This window comes from Rhizobium sp. BK538, from assembly GCF_014197575.1.
GTDB lineage: Bacteria > Pseudomonadota > Alphaproteobacteria > Rhizobiales > Rhizobiaceae > Rhizobium.
Window position 1 is genome coordinate 174,776 of sequence record NZ_JACIFT010000005.1, and the last position, 25,995, is coordinate 200,770.

A 25,995-nucleotide genomic window follows, 5' to 3' on the forward strand; every position below is an offset into this window, starting at 1 on the left:
GTCACCGGGGCCGGAAATCAACCCCAGACGGTCTGCCGCATGGCCTCTCCGATAATCATCGCGGCCGAGACGGCAACATTGATAGAGCGTTGGCCTTCAACCATCGGAACAAGGATCCGGGCGTCGGCTGCCGCGTGCACATGATCTGGAACGCCGGCGCTCTCGCGGCCGAAAAGCAATATGTCGTCGGCACGGAATGCGAAGTCTGTATAGCGGCCGGACGACTTGGTGGATGCCAGCACCAGGCGTCGGCCGGTGCTCCTTCGCCAATCGTCGAAGCGATCCCAGTTGACATGGCGGGTGAGGGCGGCAGCCGCGATGTAGTCCATGCCGGCCCGCTTGAGATTGCGATCCGATATGTCAAAGCCTGCGGGCTCGATGATGTCGATGGCAAAACCGAGGCAGGCGGCAAGACGCAGGATGGTACCGGTATTACCCGGAATGTCAGGCTGATAAAGGGCTAGTCTGAGGTCTGCCATAGTGGAATGTCGTCTCTTCCGCTTTTTCGTCGAAAGACACCTATTGCAACTGTGATTTTGACGCAACAGGACGCATTTGGGCCGATAATTGTTCAATTTCCGGCCGGCCGGGGCTGGAAATTCAGCTTAATTCGCGTTAAGGATGCACATCTTTTAATCGCCAGAAGGGAGCGCCAAGATGGAAATATTGCCGCGTATGCGCTCTCGACGCGTGAACCCACGAGTGGCGATCTGGCACGCCTAGTGCCATTTCTTTCCTGAATTCCCATTTCTAATCCATTGCGCGGCTGTCGTGGCCTCGCCCCGTGAACGTCCGGTTCCCATATGAGCTCAAGCGCCGTTTTGCGCGAGCCGGGAGGCCGGAGCGATCAAGTTTCGGAGCATTTTCATGTTTGGCTGGTTCGAACAGCGACTCAATCCCTTCCCCAGCGAGGAGCCGATTGCTCCTCCGAAGGGCCTTTTTGCATTTTGCTGGCACTATACGAAGCCGGCAGCGCCGTGGCTTGCCATCATGGCGGTCCTGACGGCGCTGATTGCCGTCGGTGAGGTGGCGCTCTTCCAGTTCCTCGGTGACATCGTGGACTGGCTGACCAAGGCGGACAAGGCGACATTCCTTCAGACGGAGTGGCCGAGGCTGGCATGGATGGGAGCGTTGATCCTCATCGGCCTGCCGCTGGCGGCGGGACTGGATTCGCTCATCATGCATCAGGTGCTTCTCGGCAATTACCCGATGATCGCGCGCTGGCAGATGCACCGGTTCCTGCTGCGTCACAGCATGACCTTCTTCGCCAACGAGTTCGCCGGACGCGTTGCGACGAAAGTGATGCAGACGTCGCTTGCGGTTCGTGAAACGACGATGAAGATCCTCGATGTCTTCGTCTATGTCGTCACTTATTTCCTGTCGATGATCATCGTCATCGCGGCTGCCGACGTGCGGCTGATGGTGCCGATCCTCGTCTGGCTGGCCATCTATATCGGCATCGTTTCCTACTTCGTACCGCGGCTTCGCAAGATCGCGGCGCAACAGGCGGATGCACGCTCGATGATGACCGGGCGGGTGGTCGACAGCTACACGAATATCGCTACGGTCAAGCTGTTCTCGCATGCCGGCCGCGAGGAGACCTATGCACGTAGCGGTATGGAGGAATTCCTCGGAACCGTTCACGCGCAGATGCGCCGCGTCACGTTGTTTCACGTCGCTGTCTATATGAACAACTGCGTCGCGCTCTTCGTGGTGTCGGGCCTGTCCATCTGGTTCTGGCTGAACGGACAGATCTCCGTCGGCGCCATCGCCATCGCGATCGGTCTTGCCATGCGCGTCAACGGCATGTCGCAATGGATCATGTGGGAGGTCTCGGCGCTGTTCGAGAACATCGGCACGGTCTATGACGGCATGGAGATGATGACCAAGACGCACGACATCGTCGACAAGCCGGGCGCGCCGCAGCTGTCTGCGAAGAAGGGTGCAATCCACTACGAGCGCATCCGCTTCCATTATGGCAAGGGCAAAGGCGTCATCGACAATCTCTCTCTTGACATCAAGGCGGGCGAGAAAGTCGGTCTGGTCGGCCGCTCCGGCGCCGGCAAGACTACGTTGATGAACCTGCTGCTGCGCTTCTACGATCTGGAGGCTGGCCGCATCACCATCGATGGACAGGACATCTCGGCCGTGTCGCAGGAGAGCCTGCGTGAACTGATCGGCGTCGTGACGCAGGATACGTCCCTGCTGCACCGTTCGATCCGCGACAACATCGCCTATGGCCGCCCCGAGGCGACCGATGCTCAGGTGATCGAAGCGGCCAGGCGGGCCAACGCCTGGGAGTTCATCGAAGGGCTTGTCGACATGCAGGGTCGCAAGGGGCTCGACGCGCAGGTCGGCGAGCGTGGCGTGAAGCTCTCCGGCGGCCAGCGTCAGCGCGTCGCGATCGCCCGCGTCTTCTTGAAGGATGCGCCGATCCTGGTGCTCGACGAGGCGACATCGGCGCTCGATTCCGAGGTCGAAGCGGCGATCCAGGAAAACCTGTTTGCGCTGATGGAAGGCAAGACGGTGATTGCAATCGCGCACCGCCTGTCGACCCTGACCGAGATGGACCGCTTGATCGTGCTCGATAAGGGCAGGATCGTCGAAGCCGGTGCCCATGCCGCGCTTGTCGACCAAGGCGGCATCTATGCCGACCTCTGGAACCGGCAATCGGGCGGCTTCCTGGCCGACCATTCCGAAGAAGCGGAAGAGGCGGCCGAATAAGCCAGAAGCCCTCTCTGTGGATGCGGAGAGGGCTTCTCATTTGCGTTCATGGATGTCGGCTCAGAGGCTGTCTGCCCAGTCTTTCACGCGGTTCCCTTCGACAAGCATGCCGTTGGTCGAAGCAAGCGTACGCAAGGCGAACAGGCGCCGCTCTTCCTCACGATCGACCCACGCAGATATCGCCTCTGCGACAGCCTGATCGTAGGAAATATCCAACTGTTCAACGATTGCATCAAGTCGTTCCGCAAGGGGCAGCGGGATACTCGACATGAGTGCCTTTCTTGCTTGCATCGCGGCCATCTCCCGTAAAAATCCATTGTACCCCGAGATTGTGACGAGGTCAGTCTCATTCAACGGCGATGCCGTTGTTGTTACCGATTGTTACGAAAATATAAGGTTGCGCCCTGGGGCCGTTGCTTTCCCGCTCCGGCTATTAAGCCTATATCGCAAATATGCTGATAAAACGACTCTTTCGTGCTTTCGAAAACTGGATTAATCCCTTTGCGCCGCGGGAAAACATTCAACCACCGCGCTCCACGCTTGGATTCATCTGGTTCTATATTGGTCAAGCGAAGGCGCCGTTCGTGGCGATGCTGGTGCTCGGGGGCATGTCGGCGGCGATCGAGGCGGCCTTGTTCTGGTTCGTCGGGCGGCTCGTGGACATTCTCGCGACGATCACGCCGGCGGCAGGCTGGAGCGGTCTCCTGGCCGCGCACGGCGCCGAGTTGTTCAGCATGCTCGTTCTTATCGGCATTGTCCGCTTTGTCGTCGCGCTGTTGATCGCACTTGTCGATCAGCAGGTGATCACACCCGGTTTCTACAACCTGGCGCGCTGGCAATCCTACCTGCATGTTTCGCGGCAATCGCTCTCCTTCTTCCAAAGCGATTTTTCGGGTCGCGTCGTCACCAAGGTCTGGTCGGCCGGCCAGGCCACCGGCGACTTGGTGACGTCACTGATGGAGAGTGTCTGGTTCGTCGGCATCTATGCGGCGACGACGCTGGTGCTCGTCGCAGGGCTCGATTTCTCGCTTGCCGTCGTCGTGCTGTGCTGGCTGTGCGCCTTTGGCGTTCTGGCGCGTTATTTCGTGCCACGCATCCGGTTTCATTCCCGCGAAACAGCCGAAGCCGCCTCGATGATCAACGGGCGCATGGTGGACGCCTACAGCAATATCCAGACCCTCAAGCTATTTGCGCGCGATGAGGAAAGCGACCGCTATATGCGGCAAGGCTTCGACTTCTATCAGGAGACGGTGCTGCGGTTCACGCGCTTCATCACCGGCGTGCGCGCCTCGATGGCGCTGCTCTCGGGCATCATGATCGTCAGCATGGCGGCTCTCAGCGTTCACCTGTGGTTGGCCGGCCTCGTCAGTTCCGGTGCGGTGGCCTTCTCGCTGGCGCTCGTGCTGCGCCTGAACTTTCTTCTGGGCCGGTTGATGACCCAGTTCAACGGCATCATGCGCAACCTTGGCACGATCCAGAATGCCGCGGAGTTGATCTCGCAGCCGCTTGGACTGGTCGATCGCCCCGGTGCCAGTGATCTTGTCATCCGACAGCCTGGCATCCGCTTCGAGAACGTCTCTTTTCACTACGGCAGGCCAAATGGCGTCATCGACAACTTTTCGCTCACGATCGAGCCGGGCGAGAAGGTCGGCATCGTCGGGCGCTCCGGTGCGGGCAAGTCGACACTGGTGAACCTGCTGCTACGGCTCTACGACCTCGAAGGGGGGCAGATATTGGTCGACGGCCAGAATATCGCGGCGGTCAGGCAGGAGTCACTGCGCATGCAGATCGGGGTCGTCAGCCAGGATACGTCGCTGCTGCATCGCTCGGTCCGGGACAATATCCTGTTCGGCCGCCCGGATGCGGGGGAGGCGCGGCTGGTTGAGGCGGCACGGCGCGCAGAAGCGCTTGGCTTCATCGAGCGCCTGCAGGACCAAAATGGCCGCAAGGGCTTCGATGCACATGTCGGGGAACGTGGCGTGAAACTCTCCGGCGGTCAGCGCCAGCGCATTGCGATCGCACGCATCATGCTGAAGGATGCGCCGATCCTGGTTCTCGACGAAGCCACCTCGGCGCTCGATTCGGAGGTGGAAGAGGCAATCCAATCCAATCTGATCGGCCTCATGGAAGGCAAGACCGTGCTCGCCATTGCGCATCGGCTCTCGACCATTGCTGCCCTCGATAGATTGATCGTCGTCGACGAGGGGGGGATCATAGAAGAGGGGACGCACGAGACCCTGCTGAAGCGTGGCGGTCTCTATGGCGAACTCTGGGCGCGGCAATCAGGCGGGTTCCTCGCCACCGATTTCGACGTGTCGCAGTCTGCGTCAAGAGCTGAGGGCAAACTCGGCCATGAGGCCAAAGTGGTTTGATCCCATATTGTCCTCGATCCGTTCGACCGATTTCAGCCGCAGTGGCGCACGGGCGAGCACGTGATCGATACTGATACCGAAGTCACGCGCCTTGATTGGCCAGGTCGCCGGCTCCGGAAAGACGGTATGAAAGCCGCTCGTGCGCATAAAGCGCTGGATACGTGGGTCGAGGATCGCGGAATTGAAGTCTCCGGTGAGGACAAGCGGCGCATCGATAGCGACTGTCGCAGACGCCAGATCAACGAGTTCGTCCGCCTGGAAGTCATCGAAGTAAGGCTTGGCGAGATGGGCTACGAGAAAGCTGATCTTCGTTCCGTCGAAGTCGATGGCTGAATACGTCAGCCGATTTTGCCACAGCTTGCCAAGGCTGGCGACTTTCTTCTCGATGAACGGTCGCTTCGAGAGGACGAGCGTGTCGCACTGGTTGATCTCTTCGCCGCAGCCGATGTGATAGGGATATGTGCTGGACAGGCGTGCGATGTAAGGGCGAAGCGGAGCTGCCTCCAGGATGTTCACGACATCGGCATTCGAGGCGATGACGAAATCCGCAATTCGCCCAGCATTGGAGAAGTTCTCGTGTTCGATGTTGAAGGACATCACCCTGAAAAGCGGCGGCGTATTGGCACGCGCTGGAGTGGCGGCGAATTCCCTCAGCATGATAAAGCCATGCCCCAAGAGCATCACTGCGATGGTCAGAAGCAGATAGGCATACCAGTGCCGCTTGAGGAGCAGAAGGACCAGGCACCCTGCGATTGCGGCCAGGGCGAAATGAATCTGAAAGCTGTAGACGAAGGCGAGAAGCCAGACGTGTGTGATGTAGCGCAAAGACATCAGCGCCAGTAACAGGGAGAGGAGGACACTTCCTATGCAGTATAAAGTGTCTTTCATCGGCGGGCGCGGGAATAGGGAGAGGTTTGTGGGGCTCGCCTAGCACGAGGTTCGAATTGGTGCAATGCACAACTGTGGCAAGCATGTGATTGTCTTCGAAAATCATCTGAAAATTCCCGCGACATTGTGCCCACATGGCCTTGCCAAGGCTGGACATAATTTGCGATCAAGCTTAGAACGCGCCGGATTGGTGGGGAATCTATGGTCGAATTGTGTCGCGACAGATTCGCTACCGCGAGGGGAAGGCGGAGTTCCGCAAAAATTGCGTAGAGGATGGTTTAAGCCGTGAGCGAACACGAAACGACAAGCGAGATCACGGGCGAGCCTACTCGCCGTGATTTCCTTTATCTCACCACTGGTATGGCGGGCGCTGTCGGCGCCGTTTCGGTCGCTTGGCCGTTTATCGATCAGATGCGTCCGGATGCCTCGACGTTGGCTCTGGCATCCATCGAAGTCGACGTTTCCAGCCTCGAGCCTGGAATGTCGCTGACCGCCAAGTGGCGCGGCAAGCCGATCTTCATCCGCAACCGTACGCCCGAGGAAGTGAAGGCTGCCGATGAAGTTCCGCTCTCTGATCTGAAGGATCCGATTGCGCGCAACGCCAACCTGCCTTCGGACGCACAGGCGACCGGCGTTGACCGTTCCGCCGGCAAGGACAAGGAAAACTGGATCGTCATGATCGGCTCTTGCACGCATCTCGGCTGCATTCCGCTCGGCCAGGCCGGCGAATATAATGGTTGGTTCTGTCCCTGCCATGGCTCGGTCTACGATACGGCCGGCCGCATCCGCAAAGGCCCGGCGCCCACGAACCTGGCGATTCCGACCTATTCGTTTGTTTCCGATAAAGTAGTCAAGATCGGTTGAGGGGGACTGATTTATGAGTGGCCATTCCAGCTACGAGCCATCAACCGGCCTCGAGAAGTGGATCGATTCGCGCCTGCCTTTGCCGCGGATGGTCTACGATAGTTTCGTCGCATACCCGGTTCCGCGGAACCTGAACTATGCCTACACCTTCGGCGCCATGCTTGCGGTCATGCTCGTCGTGCAGATCCTCACCGGCGTCGTGCTCGCCATGCACTATGCCGCGGAAACGACGGTTGCCTTCAACTCCGTCGAAAAGATCATGCGTGACGTCAACCACGGCTGGCTGCTGCGCTACATGCACGCCAACGGCGCGTCCTTCTTCTTCGTTGCGGTCTATCTGCACATTGCCCGCGGTCTCTACTACGGCTCCTACAAGGCGCCGCGCGAGATCCTGTGGATCCTCGGCGTCCTCATCTACCTCCTGATGATGGCAACCGGCTTCATGGGCTACGTTCTGCCCTGGGGTCAGATGTCCTTCTGGGGCGCGACCGTTATCACCGGCTTCTTCTCGGCATTCCCGCTGGTCGGCGAGTGGATCCAGCAGTTCCTTCTCGGTGGTTTCGCCGTCGAGAACCCGACGCTGAACCGCTTCTTCTCGCTGCACTACCTGCTGCCCTTCGTCATTGCGGGCGTTGTCGTCCTGCATATCTGGGCGCTGCACGTGGTCGGCCAGACGAACCCGACCGGCGTCGAGGTCAAGACCAAGACGGACACCGTTCGCTTCACGCCATATGCAACCCTCAAGGATGCGCTCGGCGTTTCGATCTTCCTTTTGGTCTACGCCTACTTCGTCTTCTACATGCCGAATTTCCTCGGCCACCCGGACAACTACATCCCGGCTGATCCGTTGAAGACGCCCGCCCACATCGTTCCGGAATGGTACTTCCTGCCTTTCTACGCGATGCTGCGCTCGATCACCTTCAACATCGGACCGATCGACTCGAAGCTCGCAGGCGTTCTGATCATGTTCGGCGCGATCATCGTGCTGTTCTTCGTGCCCTGGCTCGATACCTCGAAGGTTCGCTCCGCTGCCTACCGCCCATGGTACAAGGTGTTCTTCTGGCTGTTCGTTGCCAATTCCATCGTTCTCGGTTGGCTCGGCTCGCGTCCTGCCGAGGGTACCTATGTGATCATGTCGCAGCTCGGCACTCTCTTCTACTTCGCCTTCTTCCTGGTGATCATGCCGGTTCTCGGCCTCGTCGAGACGCCGCGCCGCTTGCCAAATTCGATTACGGAAGCGGTTCTGGAAAAGCGCAACAAGGCGGCGGCTGCTGAGCCGGTCAGAGCCTGAGCGTGCGACGGGAAGGGAAGAGAAACATGAAAAAGCTTGTTACAAGCATTCTGTCGCTTGCTGTCGTTGCGGGTCTGAGCGGTGCGGCATTCGCCCAGGAAGCCGCCTCGGGCGGAGCCGAGCCGGCGCAACACGCCGAAAGCGAAACGCCGCACTATCCGCTGCTTCATCCGAAGCACGAACACTGGAGCTTCGCCGGGCCGGCCGGTCACTATGACAAGGGTCAGCTGCAGCGCGGTCTGAAGGTCTACGCCGAAGTCTGCGCGGCCTGTCACTCGATGAGCCTCGTGCCGTTCCGCACGCTTGGGGCTCTTGGCTACTCCGAGGCTCAGGTGAAGGCTTTTGCCGCCAACTACGAGGTTCAGGACGGTCCGAACGCCAGCGGTGACATGTTCACCCGCAAGGCTATTCCATCGGACTATTTCCCGTCGCCGTTCCCGAACCACGAGGCGGCGGCAGCGGCCAACAATGGCGCGGCTCCTCCGGATTTCTCGCTGATCGCCAAGGCGCGCGGCATTGAACGTGGTTTCCCGCAGTTCCTGATCGACATGATCCCGTTCGTCGGTGGTTATCAGGAAGGCGGTCCTGACTACATCTATTCGCTGCTGACCGGCTACGACGAGCAGCCGCCGGCAGGCGTACAGGTTGCCCAAGGCACGCATTACAACCCGTACTTCGCCGGCGCTGCCGCTCTCGCAATGCCGAAGCCGCTTTCCGACGGCCAGGTGACCTATGACGACGGCGCGCCGGCGACGGTCGATCAGTATGCCAAGGACGTCTCGGCTTTCCTGATGTGGGCTGCCGAGCCGCATCTCGAAGACCGCAAGCGCACCGGCTTCATGGTCATGGTCTTCCTGCTGATCTTCTCGGGACTGATCTACCTGACGAAGCGTTCGGTCTACGCGAACAAGGAACACTGAGAGCTTCGCTCCAGACTCTAGGGAAAGGCGGTCTTCGGGCCGCCTTTTTTGTTGGTTCCGACAGTGGCAATTGATAGGGTGCAGCCGAACTGAAGCCTTGCAGAATATGGATACTCCATGAGTGAAACGATTTCGGAGCTTGCAGCGAGCATCCGCTCCATCCCGGACTACCCAAAGCCCGGCATTATCTTCCGTGACATCACGACGCTTCTCGGCAACCCGCGCGCGTTCCGCCGTGCCGTCGACGAACTGGTGCAGCCCTATGCCGGCCTGAAGATCGACAAGATTGCCGGAACCGAAGCGCGGGGCTTCATTCTGGGCGGTGCAGTCGCGCATCAGCTTTCGGCCGGGTTCGTACCGATCCGCAAGAAGGGCAAGCTGCCTCGCGATACCGTGCGCGTCGCCTATAGCCTGGAGTATGGTGTCGACGAGATGGAGATGCATCGCGATGCCGTCCAGCCCGGCGAGAAGGTCATTCTCGTCGACGATCTGATCGCAACCGGCGGGACGGCAGTGGCCGCCACGCAGCTCCTGCGGCAGATGGGGGCGGAGGTCGTTTCCGCCTGCTTCGTCATCGACCTGCCGGACCTCGGCGGTCGCAGGAAGCTGGAAGAGCTTGGCGTCGACGTCCGTACCCTGGTGGAGTTCGCGGGCCACTAGGCCCGCGACTACTCGAATTCTATGACGGTGCTTTCGAACCGGATGACCGGGGTGCCGTCAGCGATCGTTCCCTCGCAGAGGATCGTGTTCAGCCGACGTCCCGGACGCGACGCCAGGGGGCGACTTGAAAGAAGCGTGACGAAGTAGGTCACTTCCTCGCCGGCGAAGACCGGCCGCAGCCACTGAAGCGCTTGGAATCCCGGGGAGGGGCCGAGTTTCGGCGGCCTGATGCCCTCACTCGCCAGTCGCGCGCACTCTGCATTCCAATAGGCGACGAAGGTCTTCATCCAAGCCGCGCAAGTGTGCCATCCCGAAGCGCAGAGACCGCCAAAGAGCGTAGCCTTTGCAGCTTCCGCGTCCAAGTGGAACAGTTGAGGGTCGAAGCGCTCGGCAAAGTGAACGATCCGTTCGGCCGTGAACACGTAGCTGCCGATTTCGGTCTTCTCGCCGCTGGCGTAGTGTTCCGTCATGATCATGCGGTCTTCTCCAGCGCTTCACGCAGGACGAACATGATCGAATTCTCGGCCAAGCAGACGCGTTCGCCTTTTTGATTCTCAACCTCGTGGCGGAACTTCACCATGCCGATGCCGGGCCTTGAGCGCAGCGCACGGGTCTCCATGACCGTCGAATGACCGGAAAGCGTGTCTCCGGCAAGGACCGGCTTTCGCCATTCCATGAAATCGACGCCGGGCGCACCTTGCGAAAACGAGTTGATGAGGAAGCTCTCCGCCATCATGCGCATGAACAGCGCCGACGTATGCCAGCCGGATGCCGCCAGGCCCCCGAGGATGCTGGCGCGACCGGCCGCCTCATCGAGATGCATCGGCTGCGGGTCGAACTCGCGGGCGAACTCGATGATCTCCGCTGCCGTTACCGGCCTCGGGCCGAGTGCAAAACGTCGCCCCGGCTGGAAATCTTCAAAGGCAAGTTTCTGATCGGACAAATTCTTCTTCCCCTCGTAGGCGTTTCCAAACGACTACAATACCATTCGACGCGACTCAACGATTCCCGGATTCCCGCGAGATTTTGAACATGCCAGAATTGAAATTGATCCTCGATGAGGCCACCCGAAAGGGTATCATTCCTCTCCATGCTGCCGAGCGGCTTTTGCCGTTTCTGATCGAACGCGGCGTGAAGGCGGATGGCCAGCCGGTGGAGCCTCGCGCGCAGCCAACGCCTTTTTCAGACACAGAGACGCCGAGCTTCGTGCGCGGCTTTCATGATGTGCTCATAACGATCGGCATCATCGTGGCGCTGGCAGGGCTGTGGGGCATCGCTTCGCTCTTTGCGGTGTTGCCGGCAATCGTCGTTCTTGCGGAGATCCTTGTTCGACGCCAGAGGCTGGCATTGCCTGCCGTCGTCCTGACGCTCACACTTGCGGTCTGGACTGCAATCGTGGCTGCGCGCTGGCTGGAAGACTCTGCCGTCATGGCGATTGGCGGCAACGTGGCACTGCAGTACACGCTCGCCTTTCCGGTTGTGCTCGGAGCCTTCTATCTGCTCTATCGCATCCCGCTTGCCCTTGCCCTGACGATCATGGGGGCGGCGGTGGTTGTTCTGCAGCTGGTTTTGCGCGCGCTCGGCTGGCTCACCGGCGATCCCCTCTTCGAGGTCAATCATCCCGTCTTGTTGTCGATCACCGCGATCGTATGCGCGCTCGGCCTTTTCGCACTCGCCATGAAATTCGATCTGCGCGACCCGCTTCGTCGTACAGTCAATTCCGATATTGCCTTCTGGCTTCATCTCGGCGCAGCACCGGCATTGCTCTACAGCATCATTTCGCTTGCCGGTCTCAGCGGCGGCACACTCGCTGCGCTGCAGACAGTATCGTTTCGTACGCCGGTGGTGGTTGCGACCGTCGTCGCGCTTATGCTGATCGGCCTGATCATCGACCGGCGCGCATTCGTGACGTCAGGATTGCTGTCGCTGGGCTTTGCGCTCTACGGCATCTTCCGTCAGGGGGACGCGCGTGTCGATACCTACATCTACATCACGCTTCTGACCGTCGGCGCGATCGTGCTCGTCATCGGCACCGGATGGATGCCACTTCGGCGCTTCGCCATGCGACAGCTGCCGGTTGCCATGCAGGAGAAACTGCCGCCGGCATAGGCGGCAGTCGCTCCGGTTGCGTCTCAGGTGTTGAAGCGGAAGTGAATGACGTCGCCGTCCTGGACGACATATTCCTTGCCTTCGTCGCGACCTTTGCCGGCTTCCTTGGCGCCGACTTCACCCTTGAAGTTGATGTAGTCGTCATAGGCGATGGTGAAGGCGCGGATGAAGCCGCGTTCGAAGTCGGTGTGGATCACGCCGGCGGCGGCAGGCGCCTTGGTGCCGCGCACGATCGTCCAGGCACGCGTTTCCTTGGGGCCGACGGTGAAATAGGTGATCAGGTCGAGCAGGTGGTAACCGGCGCGGATCAGTCGGTCGAGACCGGCTTCCTCGAGGCCGAGCGCCGAAAGGAACTCGGCTGCTTCCTCGTCGGGAAGTTGGGCCACTTCGGATTCGATCGCGGCCGAGATGACGACGCATTCGGCGCCCTGCTTCTCAGCCATGGCGGCCACGGCCTTGGTGTGCTCGTTGCCGGTCGAAGCGTCGGCTTCCGCGACGTTGCAAACGTAGAGCACCGGATGCGAGGTCAGGAGGTTGAGGCCCTTGAGGATCTCGATCTCCTCAAGCGCCAGCGTCTTGAGAAGCAGGCGTGCAGGCTTGCCCTCGTTCAGCAGCTTGATCACGGCTTCCATGACAGGGAGCTGCGTCAGCGAATCCTTGTCCTTGCTGGCGGCGCGCTTGCGGGTCTGCTCGACGCGGCGCTCAAGGCTCTCGAGGTCGGCGAGCATCAGCTCGGTCTCGATCGTGTCGGCATCGCCGACCGGGTTGATGCGGCCCTCGACGTGGGTGATATCGTCGTCTTCGAAGCAGCGCAGCACATGCACGACGGCATCGACTTCGCGGATATTGGCGAGGAACTTGTTGCCGAGGCCTTCACCCTTCGACGCTCCGCGCACCAGGCCGGCAATATCGACGAAGGAGATGCGGGTCGGGATGATTTCCTTGGAGCCGGCGACCGTTGCGAGCTTCTGCATGCGCGGATCGGGGACGGCGACTTCGCCGGTGTTCGGTTCGATCGTGCAGAAGGGATAGTTCGCCGCCTGCGCCTGCGCCGTCTTGGTGAGCGCGTTGAAGAGTGTCGATTTGCCGACATTCGGCAGACCGACGATACCGCATTTAAAGCCCATGGCCTGAAACCTGCTGTTCTTGAATTCGTTGGTGCTGGCTATGGGATAAAACGCGCCTTGCGGTCAAGCTCTTCGCGCAAGTCTCTTGCATTCTCAGGGGTTGAACGCCGCCTTTGCGGTGCAATATAGATATGGCGAACTGTTCTCGCCTTTCCATGTCATCAACGGGTGGGTTTCCGATGAGTGACAACGATATTGCCCTTAAACCGAAGACAAAGTCGAAACCGAAGCTGGATCGGCCGAAGCTCTATAAGGTCATTCTCTTCAATGACGACTACACGCCGCGTGAATTCGTGGTGATGATCCTCAAGGCTGTTTTCCGTATGAGCGAGGAGACTGGCTACCGCGTCATGATGACCGCGCACAAGCTCGGATCGAGCGTCGTTGTGGTCTGCGCGAAGGATATCGCCGAGACCAAGGTCAAGGAGGCGATGGACTATGCCAAGGACGCCGGCTTTCCTCTGATGTTGACGGCGGAGCCGGAGGAATAGTCGTCAGCGCCGGATCTGGTAGCCGGTCTTGTCCTGCGTGAAGCCGCAATTCTCGTAGAAACGTAGCGTTGCCGGATCCTTCGAGCCGGTCAGGAGCATCACCTTGTAGCAGCCGGCCTTAAAGGCGGCTTCGATGGCGCACTGGATCAACGCTCGTCCGTAGCCGCGTTGCCTGAAGCGAGCAGCAGTGACAACGTTCTCGATCAGAGCATAAGACGCGCCATTCCGGGTCAGATTAGGGACGATGACCAGCGTTACCGACGCCGCGGCAGCCTGACCCGCAACGCCGACGAAAATCGTCATGCCGGGCTGTGCGAGGATCGCTTGAAACCGTTCTTCGGCATGTGCGCGGTCCATGACTGGATCAGTTGGGTTGAGCTCATGGTAGAGGGCAAGCAGGCGCGGCAGATCACCAATCTCGGCAGCGCGCATGACGAGTTCGCCGGCAGACATGCTCAATCGCCCTTGTTGCCGAACATCTTCTTCAGCATTTCGGCCATTGGCCCAGTTGCAGGCAGCTTTGGCTGATTGTGATTGCGGGCCTGGTGGATATGGGACTTGGCCGCTGGCTTCTTCTCCAGCTTCGGCTTTTCCTCGTCGGCCTTTGCGCCAATCGCCAGCGCCAGCTTGTTCATCAGCTGAGAGTCTTCCTTGCGGACAAGCATGTCAGCGTTGTCGGCGAGGGCGTCAAGCAGTGGCTCAAGCCACGCCTGATCGGCCTTGGCGAAGTCGCCGAGGACGTGATGCTGCACGAGCTCTTTGACGCCGGGGTGTCCGATGCCAAGCCGCAGCCGGCGATAGTCCTTGCCGCAATGCGCGTCCAGCGACTTGATGCCGTTATGGCCTCCATGACCACCGCCCGTCTTGAGGCGCGCTTTGCCGGACGGCAGGTCGAGTTCGTCATAGATCGCGACGAGGTCGGCGGGCTGCAGTTTATAAAAGCGCATGGCTTCGCCGACGGCTTCACCTGAAACGTTCATGTAGGTCTGCGGCTTGATAAGCAGCACCTTCTCGCCCGCGATCTCGCCCTCGGCGATCTCAGCCTTAAACTTCTTCGACCAAGGCGGAAAATTATGGCGGCGATAGATCGCGTCGACGGCCATGAAGCCGATATTGTGGCGGTTTCCGACGTACTTGCCGCCGGGATTGCCGAGGCCCGCGATGATCAGCATGGCTCGTTCGTTCCTTGCAATGTGCCTTATGCGTTCACCACCGCGAAACGGCGTCAAAGTCAAGGCGCAGAGGCCATAACCGCAGAAAAATCAGTTTTCGGAGCTAAGGCCATACCTGGTGAAGATGGTTTTCTGCGTGCCATCGGCAATCAGATTGTCCAAGGCTTCCTGCATCCTGGCCAGCAGGTCGCTAGGGAAGTTCTTTTCGCAGGCTATCCCCATCGGCTGGGTGGAGAGCACCGTGACCTTCTCCAAAGGCTGCTCCGTCTTGAGTTTGGTGAAGTAGATCTCGGAGATCGGCATCATGTCGATGCGACCATTGAGCAGCTTGCGCAGTGTGGCGTTGAAGTCGGTGGCGACGTCGAGCTTGGTGAAACCGTTCTCCTTCAGCGTCGCCTCTGTATAATCTTCGCGCTGTGTTCCAATGGTATATTGCCTCGCTTCCTCAAGGTTCTTGGCTGTCACGCCTGACCCGGACCTGGTGATGAGGATGTTGCGATCGACCAGCAAGGGCTCGACCCACGTGAACATAGGGTCGCGCTTGGCGCTGTGAGCGGTCGTAAAGACGCAGCTCATAGGCGTGGTCTGGGCGAGATTATAGGCCCTGGCCCAAGGCATCATCGCGATCTTGTAGTCGATACCGGCGTCTTTCATCACCTTTTCGACTTGCTCGACCGAGGCGCCCTTGATTGTCTTTCCATCACGATAGCTGAAGGGAGGGTATTCCTCGGTGGCGAGTATAACGCCGGCTGCAATGGCTTTTGTGGAGGCGGAGATGCTCAAAAGAGTGACAAGCAGCAGCTTTTTCATCGTGTTGCCTTTCTGTGTTCAAGACGCCCGCGCAATAAGCTGCTCAGTCGCAGACAGACGCTCGATCAGAGCCGCGGCTTGCTGCGGGCGATGGAACAGGTATCCCTGGCCGAAGTCGAGGCCCATTTCGTGCAAGGTCTGGCATTCGTCCTCGGTCTCGATGCCCTCGGCAATGACGATGCAGCCCATCTTGTGAGAGAGCGTGGTGATGCTTTCCACCAGCGTGCGGCTTTTCTCGCGAACGTCGTCGTTGGCGTCGTTGATCGACTGCGTGAAGGACTGGTCGATCTTGATGATGTCGACCGGGAAGCGGTTGAGATAGCTCAGCGACGAATAGCCCGTGCCGAAGTCGTCGAGGGCAATCCGGCAGCCGAAGCGGCGCATCTCGGCGACAACAGTGCGGATTTGTGGATTGTTGTGCATCAGCACCGCCTCTGTGATTTCCACGACGATGCGCTGAGGGCGGATGCCGTGGCGGCCGAGCAATGCGGCAAGCCGCGCGGGCAAAGCGGCTTCGAATTGCAGTGGCGAGAAGTTGATGGCGAGATAGCTGTCCTGCATGCCGGGGAGGCGGGAGATGACCGCAAGATGGGCGATCGCCTTTTCCATGATGACGTTGCCGACGCGCACGATCTTTGCGGTTTCCTCCGCGACATTGATGATTTTTGTCGGTGCCATCAGACCCTTTTGCGGATGGTTGAGGCGCATGAGGGCCTCGAAGCCGGCAACGCCGCGTCCGTTCAGGTTGACGATCGGCTGCAGGTAGGCGTCGAACCAATCATCGGCGAGGCCGGCTTCGATGCAGCTTTCGATTTCGGCGCGTGCCCTTGTGTGGTCCACCATGCTGGCGTCGAAGAGCTGCGCGCCGTTCTTGCCATCACGCTTCTTGGCATACATGGCCATGTCGGATTTCTGCAGCAGCTCGGCGGCGTTGGCGGCATGGCGTGGGTAAATGGCGATGCCAACGCTGGCACTCAGATGCAGGTCCGGGCCGAACGGCTCGATGAAGATGGAGGCGATCTGCTCAGCCATCGCGCTTGCCCTGCGGGCCGCATCCTTTGCCGGCAGAAGGATCGCGAATTCGTCACCACCGAGGCGGGCCGCCTGATCCGATGGCGCCAGATGCGTCTTCAACCGGTCAACAAACGCGCGGAGCGCCTTGTCGCCCTCGGCGTGGCCGAGATTGTCGTTGATCCACTTGAAGCGATCGAGATCGACGAACAGGCAGGCAAGTTCCTGGCCGACCGCATCCGCTTCACGGATCTTGGCGTCGAGCACCGACTCGAATCCCTGACGGTTCAGCAGGCCGGTCAGATGATCCCGGATCGCTTGCTGGTGGTTGCGCGCCTCGGATGCTTTCAGCTCTGTGACATCGGTCATCACCGATAGCGAAAGTCGGTCATACCCCGTCGTGGCTGCCGTCGATTCCAGGATGAGAACATCCATGAGGCGGCGGTCGGCGCATATGAACTTTACCGTCACGTCGACTGCGGCGCCGCCGTCGAGGTCGTTCTTGCGCTTCAGGAAGGCTTCGCGCGTATCTGATGTCACAAGGTCTGCGAACCTGCAGCCGATCACGCGCAGCCGGTCGTAGCCGGTCGCGACGAGCCAGTAGTCGCTAACAGCCGTTATGCGATCATCCTCATCGAGCGAGAACAGCATGGCCGGCGTCAGGTCGTAGATGTCGACAGCGCGGCGATGCGCGAGCTTCAGTTCGCGTTCCTCGCTTTCGAGCTTCGATTGCATTTCGTTGAAGCCGCGTGCCAGGCGGCCCATCTCGTCGTTTGACTGCCAGTTGACGTGATGCCGCGAGCCGAGCTGGCGGGTCGCCTCGACGGCTGCCGTAAGGCGCATCAGCGGCCGGATAATGAAGATGCGATTGCCGATCAGTGCCGCGCTGAAGACCGCAAGCACCGCGAAGATGAAGATCGACATGAAGACGACCTCTTCGTGCTTGAGGCCGGAGAACAAGCCAAGCGCCGGATAGAAGACGGAGATGCTGCCTAAATTCTTCGGGCCGTCGATGGTGTTGTATATGATCGCGCGCGATACCTGGACGAGATTGCCGTTGAACGATTTCGGTATTGTCGACTGCGTCACGTCGAGCTGACCGGATTGATCCCGGACCTGAACCTTGACGATGGCGCCCTGCGAAACGATCGTCGCGCTGATCTGGGTTACGCTGTCATCATCGAGGTCCCAGAGCGGCTTTGCGAGCGCCTGAGAATTGGCGACAAGAAGAACCGAGATATGGTCGCGTATTTCCTGGTCTGCGCGCTCGGACGAAAGAACGAGGAAAAGGACGAACAGTGGAGCAACGAACAGGAGCAAAGCCCCGCAAATGATTGCTAAAAAACGATTTTCAACGGAATTGTTCATTGTTCCGTTTGCCCCCAGCCGCACTTTGCGCTCACGGTTTTCTACGCCCGTCGGTCTTTAAAAACCTACCGGCATGCTTCCATGAAATGTATTAAATGTTGCTGAAACAGGCTCCTCGCGTGCAAATGAAAAGGCCCGCTTTCGCGAGAAAGCGGGCCTTATGCTTTACAAATTATGGAAGCGATCAGGCTTCGGCTTCGCCTTCTTCTTCGACCGTTTCGTCAACGCCGCCAGCCGGGGCGATGATCGTTGCGATCGTGAAGTCGCGGTCGGCGATAACCGGCGCTACACCCTTCGGCAGGGTGAGGTCGGAGATGTGGATGCTGTCGCCGATCTTCTTGCCGCTCAGGTCAACGTTGAAGAATTCCGGGATCGCATCGGCCGGGCACTGCACTTCGATTTCGTGACGAACGATGTTCAAAACGCCGCCAGCCTTGAGCCCCTGGGACTTTTCTTCGTTGACGAAGTGAACCGGGATTTCAACGGTAACCTGGGTGTTGCCGGAAACGCGCAGGAAGTCCACGTGCATCGTGAAGTCGCGGACCGGATCGAGCTGATAGTCCTTCGGCAGAACCTTGTACTTCTTGCCGTCGACTTCGATGGTCGCGATGGTGGTCATGAAGCCACCTGCGTGAATGCGCTTCGTCACCTCATTGGTGCTCAGAGCGATAGAAATGGGGGCCTGCTTGTCACCATAGATGACAGCGGGAATCAAACCGTTGCGGCGAAGTTCACGGGCGGACCCCTTACCAACCCGTTCGCGCGCCTCGGCCTTGAGCTCGTAGCTTTCGTGGCTCATGACTTTTCCTTCCGAGGTTATTTGGAGAGCCCCGCGGAGGCCAATGCTTGCCGCGGAACTGGAGGCGGGTTACCCCATCCTCATCCGCGTTGCCTCCAAGGGTGTCTGCGCGGACGCGTGCGCTATAGTATAGATGCGACGGAAAGGCAAGCTGGTGCCTTGCCAGGGACAGCAGCAACGATTTCGGACAAGCTGCTGGCGAGTGGTGTCGTTCGGGCGATTCCAGAAGTTGAAGCGGATTGCGAAAGCTTAACCATATAGCCGGATTTCGCGCGAGATTAAGGAATACAGAATGTCACGGCGGCTATGAAGGCCAAAACGTAACCTGGTCCCTTCGATGCCTCGTCTCCTTACCTGCATTGTTGCCGAACACAGCTGGCCGCATCTGATCTTCGCAACCGTTATCTGCCTGCTTGGGTCCTTGCTGACGGTGCGGCTTTTTTCGCGGGTTCGGCGCACGCAAGGACTGCAGAGATTCAATTGGCTTTTCCTGTCGGGCTTCGTAGGCGGTGCGACGATTTGGACGACCCATTTCATTGCCATGCTTGGGTTTCGCGCGCCGGCGCTCAGCGGTTATGAGCCCGATTTGACGCTGCTGTCGCTTTTCATCGGCATCGCCTCCACGATGATCGGCTTTACCGTGGCCTCGATGCGAAGCCGGGACGCGCTTGTCGAGGCCGGCGGCGCCATCGTTGGACTTGGCGTGGCAGCCATGCACTATGTCGGCATCGCCGGCTACAGGGTGGCCGGGGATATCCAGTGGAGCAGCGTCTATGTCATCTGCTCGCTGATTGCAGCGGCCGGGTTCGGCGCCTTCGTGACGAGCCGGGTTGCTCGCCCGACGACACGTTTCAGCCCGCTCGGCGCCGCCCTGCCGCTGATCCTTGCAATCGTTTCGACGCATTTCCTCGGCATGGCAGGCATGACGATCGTCCCCGACGCGACCGCGTCCGTTCCCCGCGAGATTCTCTCCGTCGGCGTGATGACCAGCCTAGTTGGCGCAGTCATGATCATCATCCTGCTTCTCGGCGCGTCCACCTACATCATCGACATGCAGTCGACGGAAGCGGCCGTGGCCCGCTACCGCCATCTGTCGCTTCACGATCCGCTGACGAACCTCGCAAACCGCTCGGCGCTGAACGAACATCTGGCGACCTCGACCAAAAACACCCATGAAATCGGCTGGAACGTCGCGGTCCTCTGCTTCGACCTTGATCGGTTCAAGGAAATCAACGACGTCCACGGTCATGCGGCTGGCGACGCCGTGCTCCGGGCGATCGGCGAGCGGCTGGCGAAGGTCATGCAGAAGGGACAGTTTGCAGCCCGCGTCGGCGGTGATGAATTCGTGGTCGTGATGCGCGATCACGCTGGCCGTTCGGAGGCCAGGAGCATAGCACAACACCTGCTCGACGAGATCGAGCGACCTGTGGAGTGGAACGGCCAATCGCTCAGCGTCGGATCCAGCATCGGCATTTCCAGTTTCCCGGACAGGGCGCGCACCGTCGATGACCTGCTTTCGCAGGCCGATGTCGCCATGTACCGCGCCAAGACGACGGTGGGAAGCAGCATCTGCTTCTACGATCCCTCGATGGACGAGGCAGCGCGGGAACGAAGTGCGCTGGCGATCGAGATGCGCGAAGGACTGAAGAAGGGTGAATTCGAACTGTTTTATCAACAACAGAACGATACCGTGACGCGCGAGGTGCTGGGTTTCGAAGCGCTGCTGCGCTGGAAGCATCCGACGCGCGGCTATATCTCGCCGGCGGAATTCATCCCGATCGCCGAGAAGACGGGGTTCATCATGGAACTCGGCGAATGGGTGCTGCGCAGTGCTTGCGTCGAAGCGGCCAGCTGGAAGAACCCGTTGAATATAGCGGTCAACGTGGCGGCCCAGCAGCTCGCCGATAGCCGTCTGCCGCAGATCGTGCATCAGGTCCTGATGGAAACGGGGCTGGTGGCAGCGCGGCTCGAGCTCGAGATTACGGAATCCGGCATCATTGCCGACCATGGGCATGCGCTGAATGCGATCCGGCGGCTCAAGGCGCTTGGCGTCAAGGTGGCAATGGACGACTACGGCACCGGTTACTCCTCGCTGTCGACGTTGCAGAGTTTCCCGTTCGACAAGATCAAGATCGATCGTGCCTTCGTCGATGGCGTCGTCACCAACAAACAGTCAGCTGCGATTGTCCGCTCGACGCTTATTCTAGCGCAGAGCCTTGATATTCCGGTTCTCGCCGAGGGCGTGGAACGAGAGGAGCATGTCGATTTCCTTCGCCGCGAAGGTTGCCTGCAGGTGCAGGGCTTCCTTTTCGGAAAGCCGATGCCGCGTCCCGACATCGAGGCCTTCGTCAATGCCGACAATACAGTCGCAGCAGATGGTCCGGCGCACGCCGCTAAGACCGACGCCGCGGCCTGACCGCGGCGCTGCAACACAGCTTGACATCCGCCGCCCGGAAACCTCACATGCTGGCAAAACGCAAGCGGCGGAGGAATTCAGGTATGCGGCTCAATCTCATTGCGGCAACGAGCACGATCGCGATCGCTCTGGCATCCGGAGCCTACGCCGCCGACATCAACCAGGCAGGGGCGAAACAGGTCGAAGAAAGCCTGACGAAGCTGCTGCCGAGGAGCGTGGCGAAAGACGGCTTCGTGACCGTGAATCCGGCAGGGACACGCTACGAGATCATCTATGATTTTGCGAAGCTCCTGAAGAAGATCGATTCGAGCGGATTTTCGATCACCGGCTTGGCGCCCTGGTCGATGTTCGCGACACCGCAGGATGCCGGCCTGTGGAGCGTCGAAGGGAACAATTCCCTCAATGTTTCCGGCAACTTCAAGGCGCCGGGACAGCCGAGAACGGATTTTACCTACGCCATCGATAGCTTCGCGTTCAGCGGCATTTTCGACCCGGCGATCAGCTATTTCCGCTCGGGTGACTTCTCCACGAAGGCGGTCAACTTTTCGTCGAAGGCCGAAGCCGAGGAGGTCCGTGCCAGCTTTGACGGCATGAAGTACAAGGTGACGTCGTCGGAGGGCGCCGCAGCTGGTACGACGAACTTTGCCACCAGCGGCTCCGCCACCGGATTCATCGAGACGATCAGCAGCCGTGAGGTGCCTCCGGTCGAAATTCGCGCCGACGCATTTGATTTTGCCGCGGCGGTGAACGGCCTGCCTGCGAACAAGGTTCGCGACATCATCATGTTCGCGATCGACCACGCTGATGAAAAGAAGCTTGCCACTGCGGACAGCGACAAGTTGAAGGCGATGCTTCGCGATGCGTTCCCGTTGCTCACGAGCTTCAACGAAACGATTGGCCTTAATAATCTAACGGTCTCGAGCGCTGCAGGGAACGGTGGTGCGAAGAACGTCGGCTACGAGGTCACGCTCGACGGTCCAGCCGATGCCACTCGTTTCGGCGTCGGTGTGACTGCGGAGCAGATCAGCTTTGCGAGCCCCATCGTTCCTGCGGCCTATTCGGCTTTCGTGCCACAGGAATTGCAGCTGCAGTTCGCCATTTCCGACATGGATTTCGCGGCCTTCGGCGACGAGTTTCTCAAAGTTGATTTCACCGGCGGCGCCGTATCGCAGGACAGCGGCAAGAAGGCGGCCGAGCGGCTCTTCAAGGGCGGCGAGCTGGTGATGGATTTCCCGAAGATCAGCGCGGTCTCAAGTGTTTACGATGCCGAGATTTCCGGAAAAATTCGGGGACGGATCGACTCGTCCAAAGACTATTCCATGGACGCGACGGTTCTGGCCCGTGACCTCGACAAGACGATCGCCGCCGTTCAGGAGCTTGCAAAGACCAATGCCGATCTCAATCAGGTTTCGTTTGGCTTGATGATGGCCAAGGGTTTTGCAAAGACGGATCCCGATGGACGCCAGCGCTGGGATATCAGTGTTGCGCGAAACGGATCCGTCACGATCAACGGCCAGGTCGTCAAGGGCGCGGACTGAGCTCTAGGCACGGATGGCTCTTGCGGGTCACCCCAGGCAGGTTCATGCTGTCTTCTAGCGTCGGCTCCAGGTGAGGGGCGGTACGCGTCCGAGAGGCAGGCCGATGAATTGTGCCGCCTGTGGTTTTGCGATCGAAAGCAGTTTTGCGTTCTGCCCCAAGTGCGGCGCAAGACAACCTGTAGTATGCGTCGCCTGCGGTGAGGCCTGCCAGCCCGGTTTTGCCTTTTGCCCGAAGTGCGGAACGGCCGTTGGTCGGCCTGAGAGCCCCACGGCTCCAGCAGAGGTGCCGCGGCCCCTCACGCCTGTGTCGTCACTCGACGATGTCGCCGACCGACGGCCGCTGACCGTTTTGTTTGCTGATCTTTGTGGCTTCACTGCTCTTAGCGAGAGAACCGACCCCGAACTGATGCGCTCGCTGCAAAACGAGCTGTTCGAAGAATTGACGCACGCGGTGGAAGCTTACGGTGGCTTTGTCGACAAGTTCGTCGGCGACGCGCTGCTTGCTCTGTTCGGTGCGCCTTCGGCGCACGAGGATGATCCCGATCGTGCGCTTTGCGCAGCGCTCGACATGATTGCAGGCGCTGACCGTCTTGGCGCCAAATGGCTGAATCTGGCTGGTGGTGACCCGCTGCAGCTGCATGTCGGCATCAACACCGGACCGGTGGTCAGCGGCGGCTTTGGGGCGGCGGCAGCGCGTTCCTATTCGGTGACCGGCGACACGGTGAACACCGCTCAACGACTGCAAACCATGGCAGGCCCGGGCGAGATTCTGGTCGGGCCGGTGACCTGGCGCCTGACGCGGCATGCGTTTGCCTTCGAAAATCTCGGCTCTCTGGCGCTTCGCGGGAAGGCGGGCAATGTGCAGGTGCATCGTCTCATCGGGCAGATGGAGACGCCCCATGCAGCGCGCGGACTAGAGAGCCTGGGACTACACGCCGAACTCATCGGGCGTGATGCGGAACTGTCGCGGATGTCCGATTGTTTGGATTCTGCCTGTGGCGGAAATGCGCAGCTTGTCCAGCTCATCGGCGAGGCCGGTATCGGCAAGTCAAGGCTGGTCAAGGAGTTCCTCGCGACCGTGGCTGAGGGAGAGCGATTTCGTCACGTTGTTGTGCGCCGCGCCGTCTGTTCGCCACTCGGCGAGCAGTCCTACGGCACGCTCGCATCCGTACTGCGCAGCGCTTACGGGATAGCCGAGCGGGAAACGGCAGCCCGGACTGCGGAACTGCTGGCATCAGGATTGATCGACCTCGGCTTTAGCGAGAGCGAGGTCGCCGGTCTGACACCGCTCTTATCTTACGTCCTTGGCCTGGGAGATCCCGATGGAGCGCTGCGCCATGTCGAGCCGGAGCAGCTACGGCGGCAGATCTTTTACGCAACGCGCACGCTCTTCGAGCGGCGCCTGGCGCTCAGTCCGCTGTTGCTTGTCGTCGAGGATCTTCACTGGGCGGATGCTGCTTCCATCGAGGCGCTTCGCTTCGTGCTGGACAGGCTGGAGCGAACGCGCCTGATGATGCTGACGACAGGGCGGTCGGTTGCTGAAGGCAAGGGCCTGGAGTCGAGCCGGATCAACCGTACGCTCATGCGGCTCGCGCCGCTCTCTGTTGGGGACGGCGAGGCACTGCTGGCCCAGCTATTCGGCATAGACAGTTCGGTGCCTGCAAAAACGCGCTCACGAATTCTCGCGAGAGCGGGCGGCAATCCGCTGTTCATCGAGGAGATCGTCCGGGCCTTGATCGAGACGGGCGTGCTGCACTTTGAGGACGGATGTTGGAGTGTCGCCAGCGCTGAAATGGGAACCGAGATACCGATGAGCCTGCAGGCGATGCTGCTTGCGCGCGTTGACCGTCTGCCGCCCGAAATCAAGCGCTTGGCGCAGGAAGCCGCTGTCATCGGTCCGCGCTTCGATCTCGCGCTACTTCGCGCCGTCGCATCCGATACAGCGCGCGTTGAGCATGGGTTGGACTATCTCTGCCAGGCTGAGATCGTGGAGGAGACGCCCGGCGCTGCTGCGACCAAGGCAACGTCCTATCGCTTTCCACAACAGCTATTGCACGATGCCATCTATAGCAATCTCTTGCTACAGCGTCGCAAGCAGTTGCACGCGCGCATCGGCGCTGCGATCAAGCGGATCCATCATGGGACACCAGATCGGCTTGAGGACATTGCACAGCTCGGCCGTCACTACTGCCGGGCGGGCGAGACGAGCGAGGGTGTGCAATATCTCATGGCGGCGGGCGATCTGGCCCGCAAGATTTACGCCAATGACGATGCGATGCGTCTCTACCGCGAAGCGCTCGGGGCGATTTCGGAAGATCCGCAGGCCAGTTCGCAATTGCTTGCCCTTTCTGAGCGGTTCGCCGATCTATGCGGCCCGGCGGGAGAGCGGGACATAGCACGTGAACACTACGGGCGCGTACTGGCGACCTTAAGGAAGGCTGGGGATCGGCCTGGTGCGGCACGGATCCTGCGAAAGCTTGGCCGTCTCAATCTCGCCGCCGGCAGAAGCGATCTTGCCGATGCCGACTATGCCCAGGCAGCTTCGCTGCTCGGCGAGAGCAATGCGCCGATTGAGCTTGCCCATCTTCTTCAGGAGCGGGGGCATCTTGCTTTCCGAATGGGCGATCAAAGCGCGGCAGCACGCTGGGCCGATGATGCGCTATCCTGCCTCGACACAGCGGCGATCGATGGGGCAGGTTCGGCTGCCTCGGAATCCGCGCAGGTGCGCGCGGAGGCGCTCAATACCAAGGGTGTGGCATTGGCGCGGCTGGGGCGGCACCGCGAGGCCGTGCGCGAGGTCGAGCGAAGCCTGGAGGTCGCCGAGGCGGCCGGCTTGTTGAGCGCTGCGTGCCGCGCCTATTCCAATCTGGGAGTGCTCTACACGATCGTCGATCCGGCGCGCGCCATCGATGTGTGCCGCCAAGGCCTGGAGGTCGCCACGCGGATTTCCGATCTCGGCTTTCAGGCTCGTCTCTTTGCCAATCTCGCTGTCGCTTGCTGCACCTTCACGGACAACTGCGCCAAGGAGGGAGTTCCGGCGGCGGAGAGGGCGATCGAGATCGACCGGGCGCTGGACCAACGCGATCATCTGGCGGTGCCGCTCATCGTGCTCGGACAGATCCATCAATGTCACGGCAAACCGGATCTCGCCTGGAACTATTATGAGGAAGCGCTTCAGCTCGCGCGCGAAATCGGCGAACCGCAGCTCCTGTTTCCATGCTATGATGGGCTTGCGACGTTGAACCTTGAAAAGGACGACATGGCCGAGGCCGAGCGATACTTTTCACTCGCCCAGGATGTTTGCGTCAGGCATGGGCTGGATCCCGACGCACTGGTCGTACTGCCCTTCCTGGATTGATTCAATGCCGGCAGGTAAAGTGCTGAGTTTTCGCAATTTTGTTCTTCTGCTCGGCCTTCGGCCGATGCGCAAGCGAG

22 protein-coding genes are annotated in these 25,995 nt (G+C 60.1%); 11 read left to right on the plus strand and 11 right to left on the minus strand.

Going from position 1 to position 25,995, the window contains the following annotated elements:
- Positions 1-17: 17 nt before the first annotated feature.
- Complete coding sequence (locus FHX09_RS08040; RefSeq protein WP_007789940.1) at positions 18-479, minus strand: tRNA (cytidine(34)-2'-O)-methyltransferase; 462 nt, start codon at positions 477-479, stop codon at positions 18-20.
- A 388-nt stretch (positions 480-867) separates the two neighbouring features.
- On the opposite strand from FHX09_RS08040, the gene FHX09_RS08045 reads away from it, so the two are divergent.
- Positions 868-2,724 (plus strand): ABC transporter ATP-binding protein, encoded by a 1,857-nt coding sequence (locus FHX09_RS08045; protein WP_132588790.1) that lies wholly within the window; start codon positions 868-870, stop codon positions 2,722-2,724.
- Between the two features lie 60 nt (positions 2,725-2,784).
- Here the strand turns inward: FHX09_RS08045 and FHX09_RS08050 are convergent, their stop codons facing one another.
- Positions 2,785-2,994: a hypothetical protein gene (locus FHX09_RS08050; RefSeq protein WP_132588873.1), complete on the minus strand. Its 210-nt coding sequence runs from the start codon at positions 2,992-2,994 to the stop codon at positions 2,785-2,787.
- A 182-nt stretch (positions 2,995-3,176) separates the two neighbouring features.
- Here FHX09_RS08050 and FHX09_RS08055 point away from each other — a divergent pair, with 182 nt between their 5' ends.
- The gene (locus FHX09_RS08055) at positions 3,177-5,096 is read left to right on the plus strand and encodes an ABC transporter ATP-binding protein (protein ID WP_183719265.1); all 1,920 of its coding nucleotides are present in this window, start codon (positions 3,177-3,179) and stop codon (positions 5,094-5,096) included.
- Here FHX09_RS08055 and FHX09_RS08060 read toward each other — a convergent pair.
- Complete coding sequence (locus FHX09_RS08060) at positions 5,052-5,984, minus strand: endonuclease/exonuclease/phosphatase family protein (protein ID WP_184449710.1); 933 nt, start codon at positions 5,982-5,984, stop codon at positions 5,052-5,054. The two genes, FHX09_RS08055 and FHX09_RS08060, sit on opposite strands and share 45 nt — an antisense overlap.
- Before the next feature lie 285 nt (positions 5,985-6,269).
- Between FHX09_RS08060 and petA the strand changes: the two genes are divergently transcribed.
- The 4 genes from petA (at position 6,270) to FHX09_RS08080 (ending at position 9,719) form a co-directional block, all read left to right on the plus strand.
- Entirely contained in the window at positions 6,270-6,848 is a 579-nt protein-coding gene (gene petA, locus FHX09_RS08065; protein WP_037082086.1) for a ubiquinol-cytochrome c reductase iron-sulfur subunit, read from the plus strand.
- Between the two features lie 13 nt (positions 6,849-6,861).
- Positions 6,862-8,139 (plus strand): cytochrome b N-terminal domain-containing protein, encoded by a 1,278-nt coding sequence (locus FHX09_RS08070; RefSeq protein WP_007789946.1) that lies wholly within the window; start codon positions 6,862-6,864, stop codon positions 8,137-8,139.
- A gap of 26 nt (positions 8,140-8,165) precedes the next feature.
- Complete coding sequence (locus tag FHX09_RS08075) at positions 8,166-9,059, plus strand: cytochrome c1 (RefSeq protein ID WP_132588787.1); 894 nt, start codon at positions 8,166-8,168, stop codon at positions 9,057-9,059.
- A gap of 117 nt (positions 9,060-9,176) precedes the next feature.
- A complete protein-coding gene (locus FHX09_RS08080; protein ID WP_132588786.1) occupies positions 9,177-9,719 on the plus strand; it encodes an adenine phosphoribosyltransferase in 543 nt (180 codons plus the stop codon).
- Between the two features lie 8 nt (positions 9,720-9,727).
- On the opposite strand, the gene FHX09_RS08085 is transcribed toward FHX09_RS08080, so the two are convergent.
- Complete coding sequence (locus tag FHX09_RS08085) at positions 9,728-10,195, minus strand: MaoC family dehydratase (RefSeq protein WP_183719269.1); 468 nt, start codon at positions 10,193-10,195, stop codon at positions 9,728-9,730.
- Positions 10,192-10,662, minus strand: coding sequence for a MaoC family dehydratase (locus FHX09_RS08090; protein WP_132588784.1), 471 nt, complete (start codon positions 10,660-10,662; stop codon positions 10,192-10,194). The genes FHX09_RS08085 and FHX09_RS08090 overlap by 4 nt, the downstream gene beginning before the upstream one ends.
- Positions 10,663-10,751: 89 nt before the next feature.
- Between FHX09_RS08090 and FHX09_RS08095 the strand changes: the two genes are divergently transcribed.
- Positions 10,752-11,828: a hypothetical protein gene (locus FHX09_RS08095; protein ID WP_183719271.1), complete on the plus strand. Its 1,077-nt coding sequence runs from the start codon at positions 10,752-10,754 to the stop codon at positions 11,826-11,828.
- 23 nt (positions 11,829-11,851) lie between these two features.
- Here FHX09_RS08095 and ychF read toward each other — a convergent pair whose 3' ends face one another.
- The gene (gene ychF / locus FHX09_RS08100; protein WP_007789956.1) at positions 11,852-12,955 is read right to left on the minus strand and encodes a redox-regulated ATPase YchF; all 1,104 of its coding nucleotides are present in this window, start codon (positions 12,953-12,955) and stop codon (positions 11,852-11,854) included.
- Between the two features lie 179 nt (positions 12,956-13,134).
- Here ychF and clpS point away from each other — a divergent pair, with 179 nt between their 5' ends.
- Positions 13,135-13,446 carry an ATP-dependent Clp protease adapter ClpS gene (clpS, locus tag FHX09_RS08105; RefSeq protein ID WP_132588782.1) on the plus strand — a complete coding sequence of 104 codons (312 nt, stop codon included), beginning with the start codon at positions 13,135-13,137 and terminating at the stop codon, positions 13,444-13,446.
- A 3-nt stretch (positions 13,447-13,449) separates the two neighbouring features.
- Here the strand turns inward: clpS and FHX09_RS08110 are convergent, their stop codons facing one another.
- From FHX09_RS08110 to FHX09_RS08130, 5 genes are all read right to left on the minus strand, one after another.
- A complete protein-coding gene (locus FHX09_RS08110) occupies positions 13,450-13,899 on the minus strand; it encodes a GNAT family N-acetyltransferase (protein ID WP_183719273.1) in 450 nt (149 codons plus the stop codon).
- Between the two features lie 2 nt (positions 13,900-13,901).
- Positions 13,902-14,618: an aminoacyl-tRNA hydrolase gene (pth, locus tag FHX09_RS08115; protein ID WP_183719275.1), complete on the minus strand. Its 717-nt coding sequence runs from the start codon at positions 14,616-14,618 to the stop codon at positions 13,902-13,904.
- A 90-nt stretch (positions 14,619-14,708) separates the two neighbouring features.
- A complete protein-coding gene (locus tag FHX09_RS08120) occupies positions 14,709-15,428 on the minus strand; it encodes a transporter substrate-binding domain-containing protein (protein WP_132588779.1) in 720 nt (239 codons plus the stop codon).
- An 18-nt stretch (positions 15,429-15,446) separates the two neighbouring features.
- Positions 15,447-17,807 (minus strand): EAL domain-containing protein, encoded by a 2,361-nt coding sequence (locus FHX09_RS08125; RefSeq protein WP_183719277.1) that lies wholly within the window; start codon positions 17,805-17,807, stop codon positions 15,447-15,449.
- A gap of 184 nt (positions 17,808-17,991) precedes the next feature.
- Positions 17,992-18,606, minus strand: coding sequence for a 50S ribosomal protein L25/general stress protein Ctc (locus FHX09_RS08130; protein ID WP_007789967.1), 615 nt, complete (start codon positions 18,604-18,606; stop codon positions 17,992-17,994).
- Positions 18,607-18,943: 337 nt separating this feature from the next.
- On the opposite strand from FHX09_RS08130, the gene FHX09_RS08135 reads away from it, so the two are divergent.
- From FHX09_RS08135 to FHX09_RS08145, 3 genes are all read left to right on the plus strand, one after another.
- Positions 18,944-21,022 (plus strand): EAL domain-containing protein, encoded by a 2,079-nt coding sequence (locus tag FHX09_RS08135; protein ID WP_132588776.1) that lies wholly within the window; start codon positions 18,944-18,946, stop codon positions 21,020-21,022.
- A gap of 83 nt (positions 21,023-21,105) precedes the next feature.
- Positions 21,106-22,560, plus strand: a complete 1,455-nt coding sequence (locus tag FHX09_RS08140; protein WP_184449713.1) for a hypothetical protein — start codon at positions 21,106-21,108, stop codon at positions 22,558-22,560.
- A gap of 103 nt (positions 22,561-22,663) precedes the next feature.
- Positions 22,664-25,918, plus strand: a complete 3,255-nt coding sequence (locus FHX09_RS08145; protein ID WP_184449715.1) for an adenylate/guanylate cyclase domain-containing protein — start codon at positions 22,664-22,666, stop codon at positions 25,916-25,918.
- The last annotated feature ends 77 nt before the right edge of the window (positions 25,919-25,995 follow it).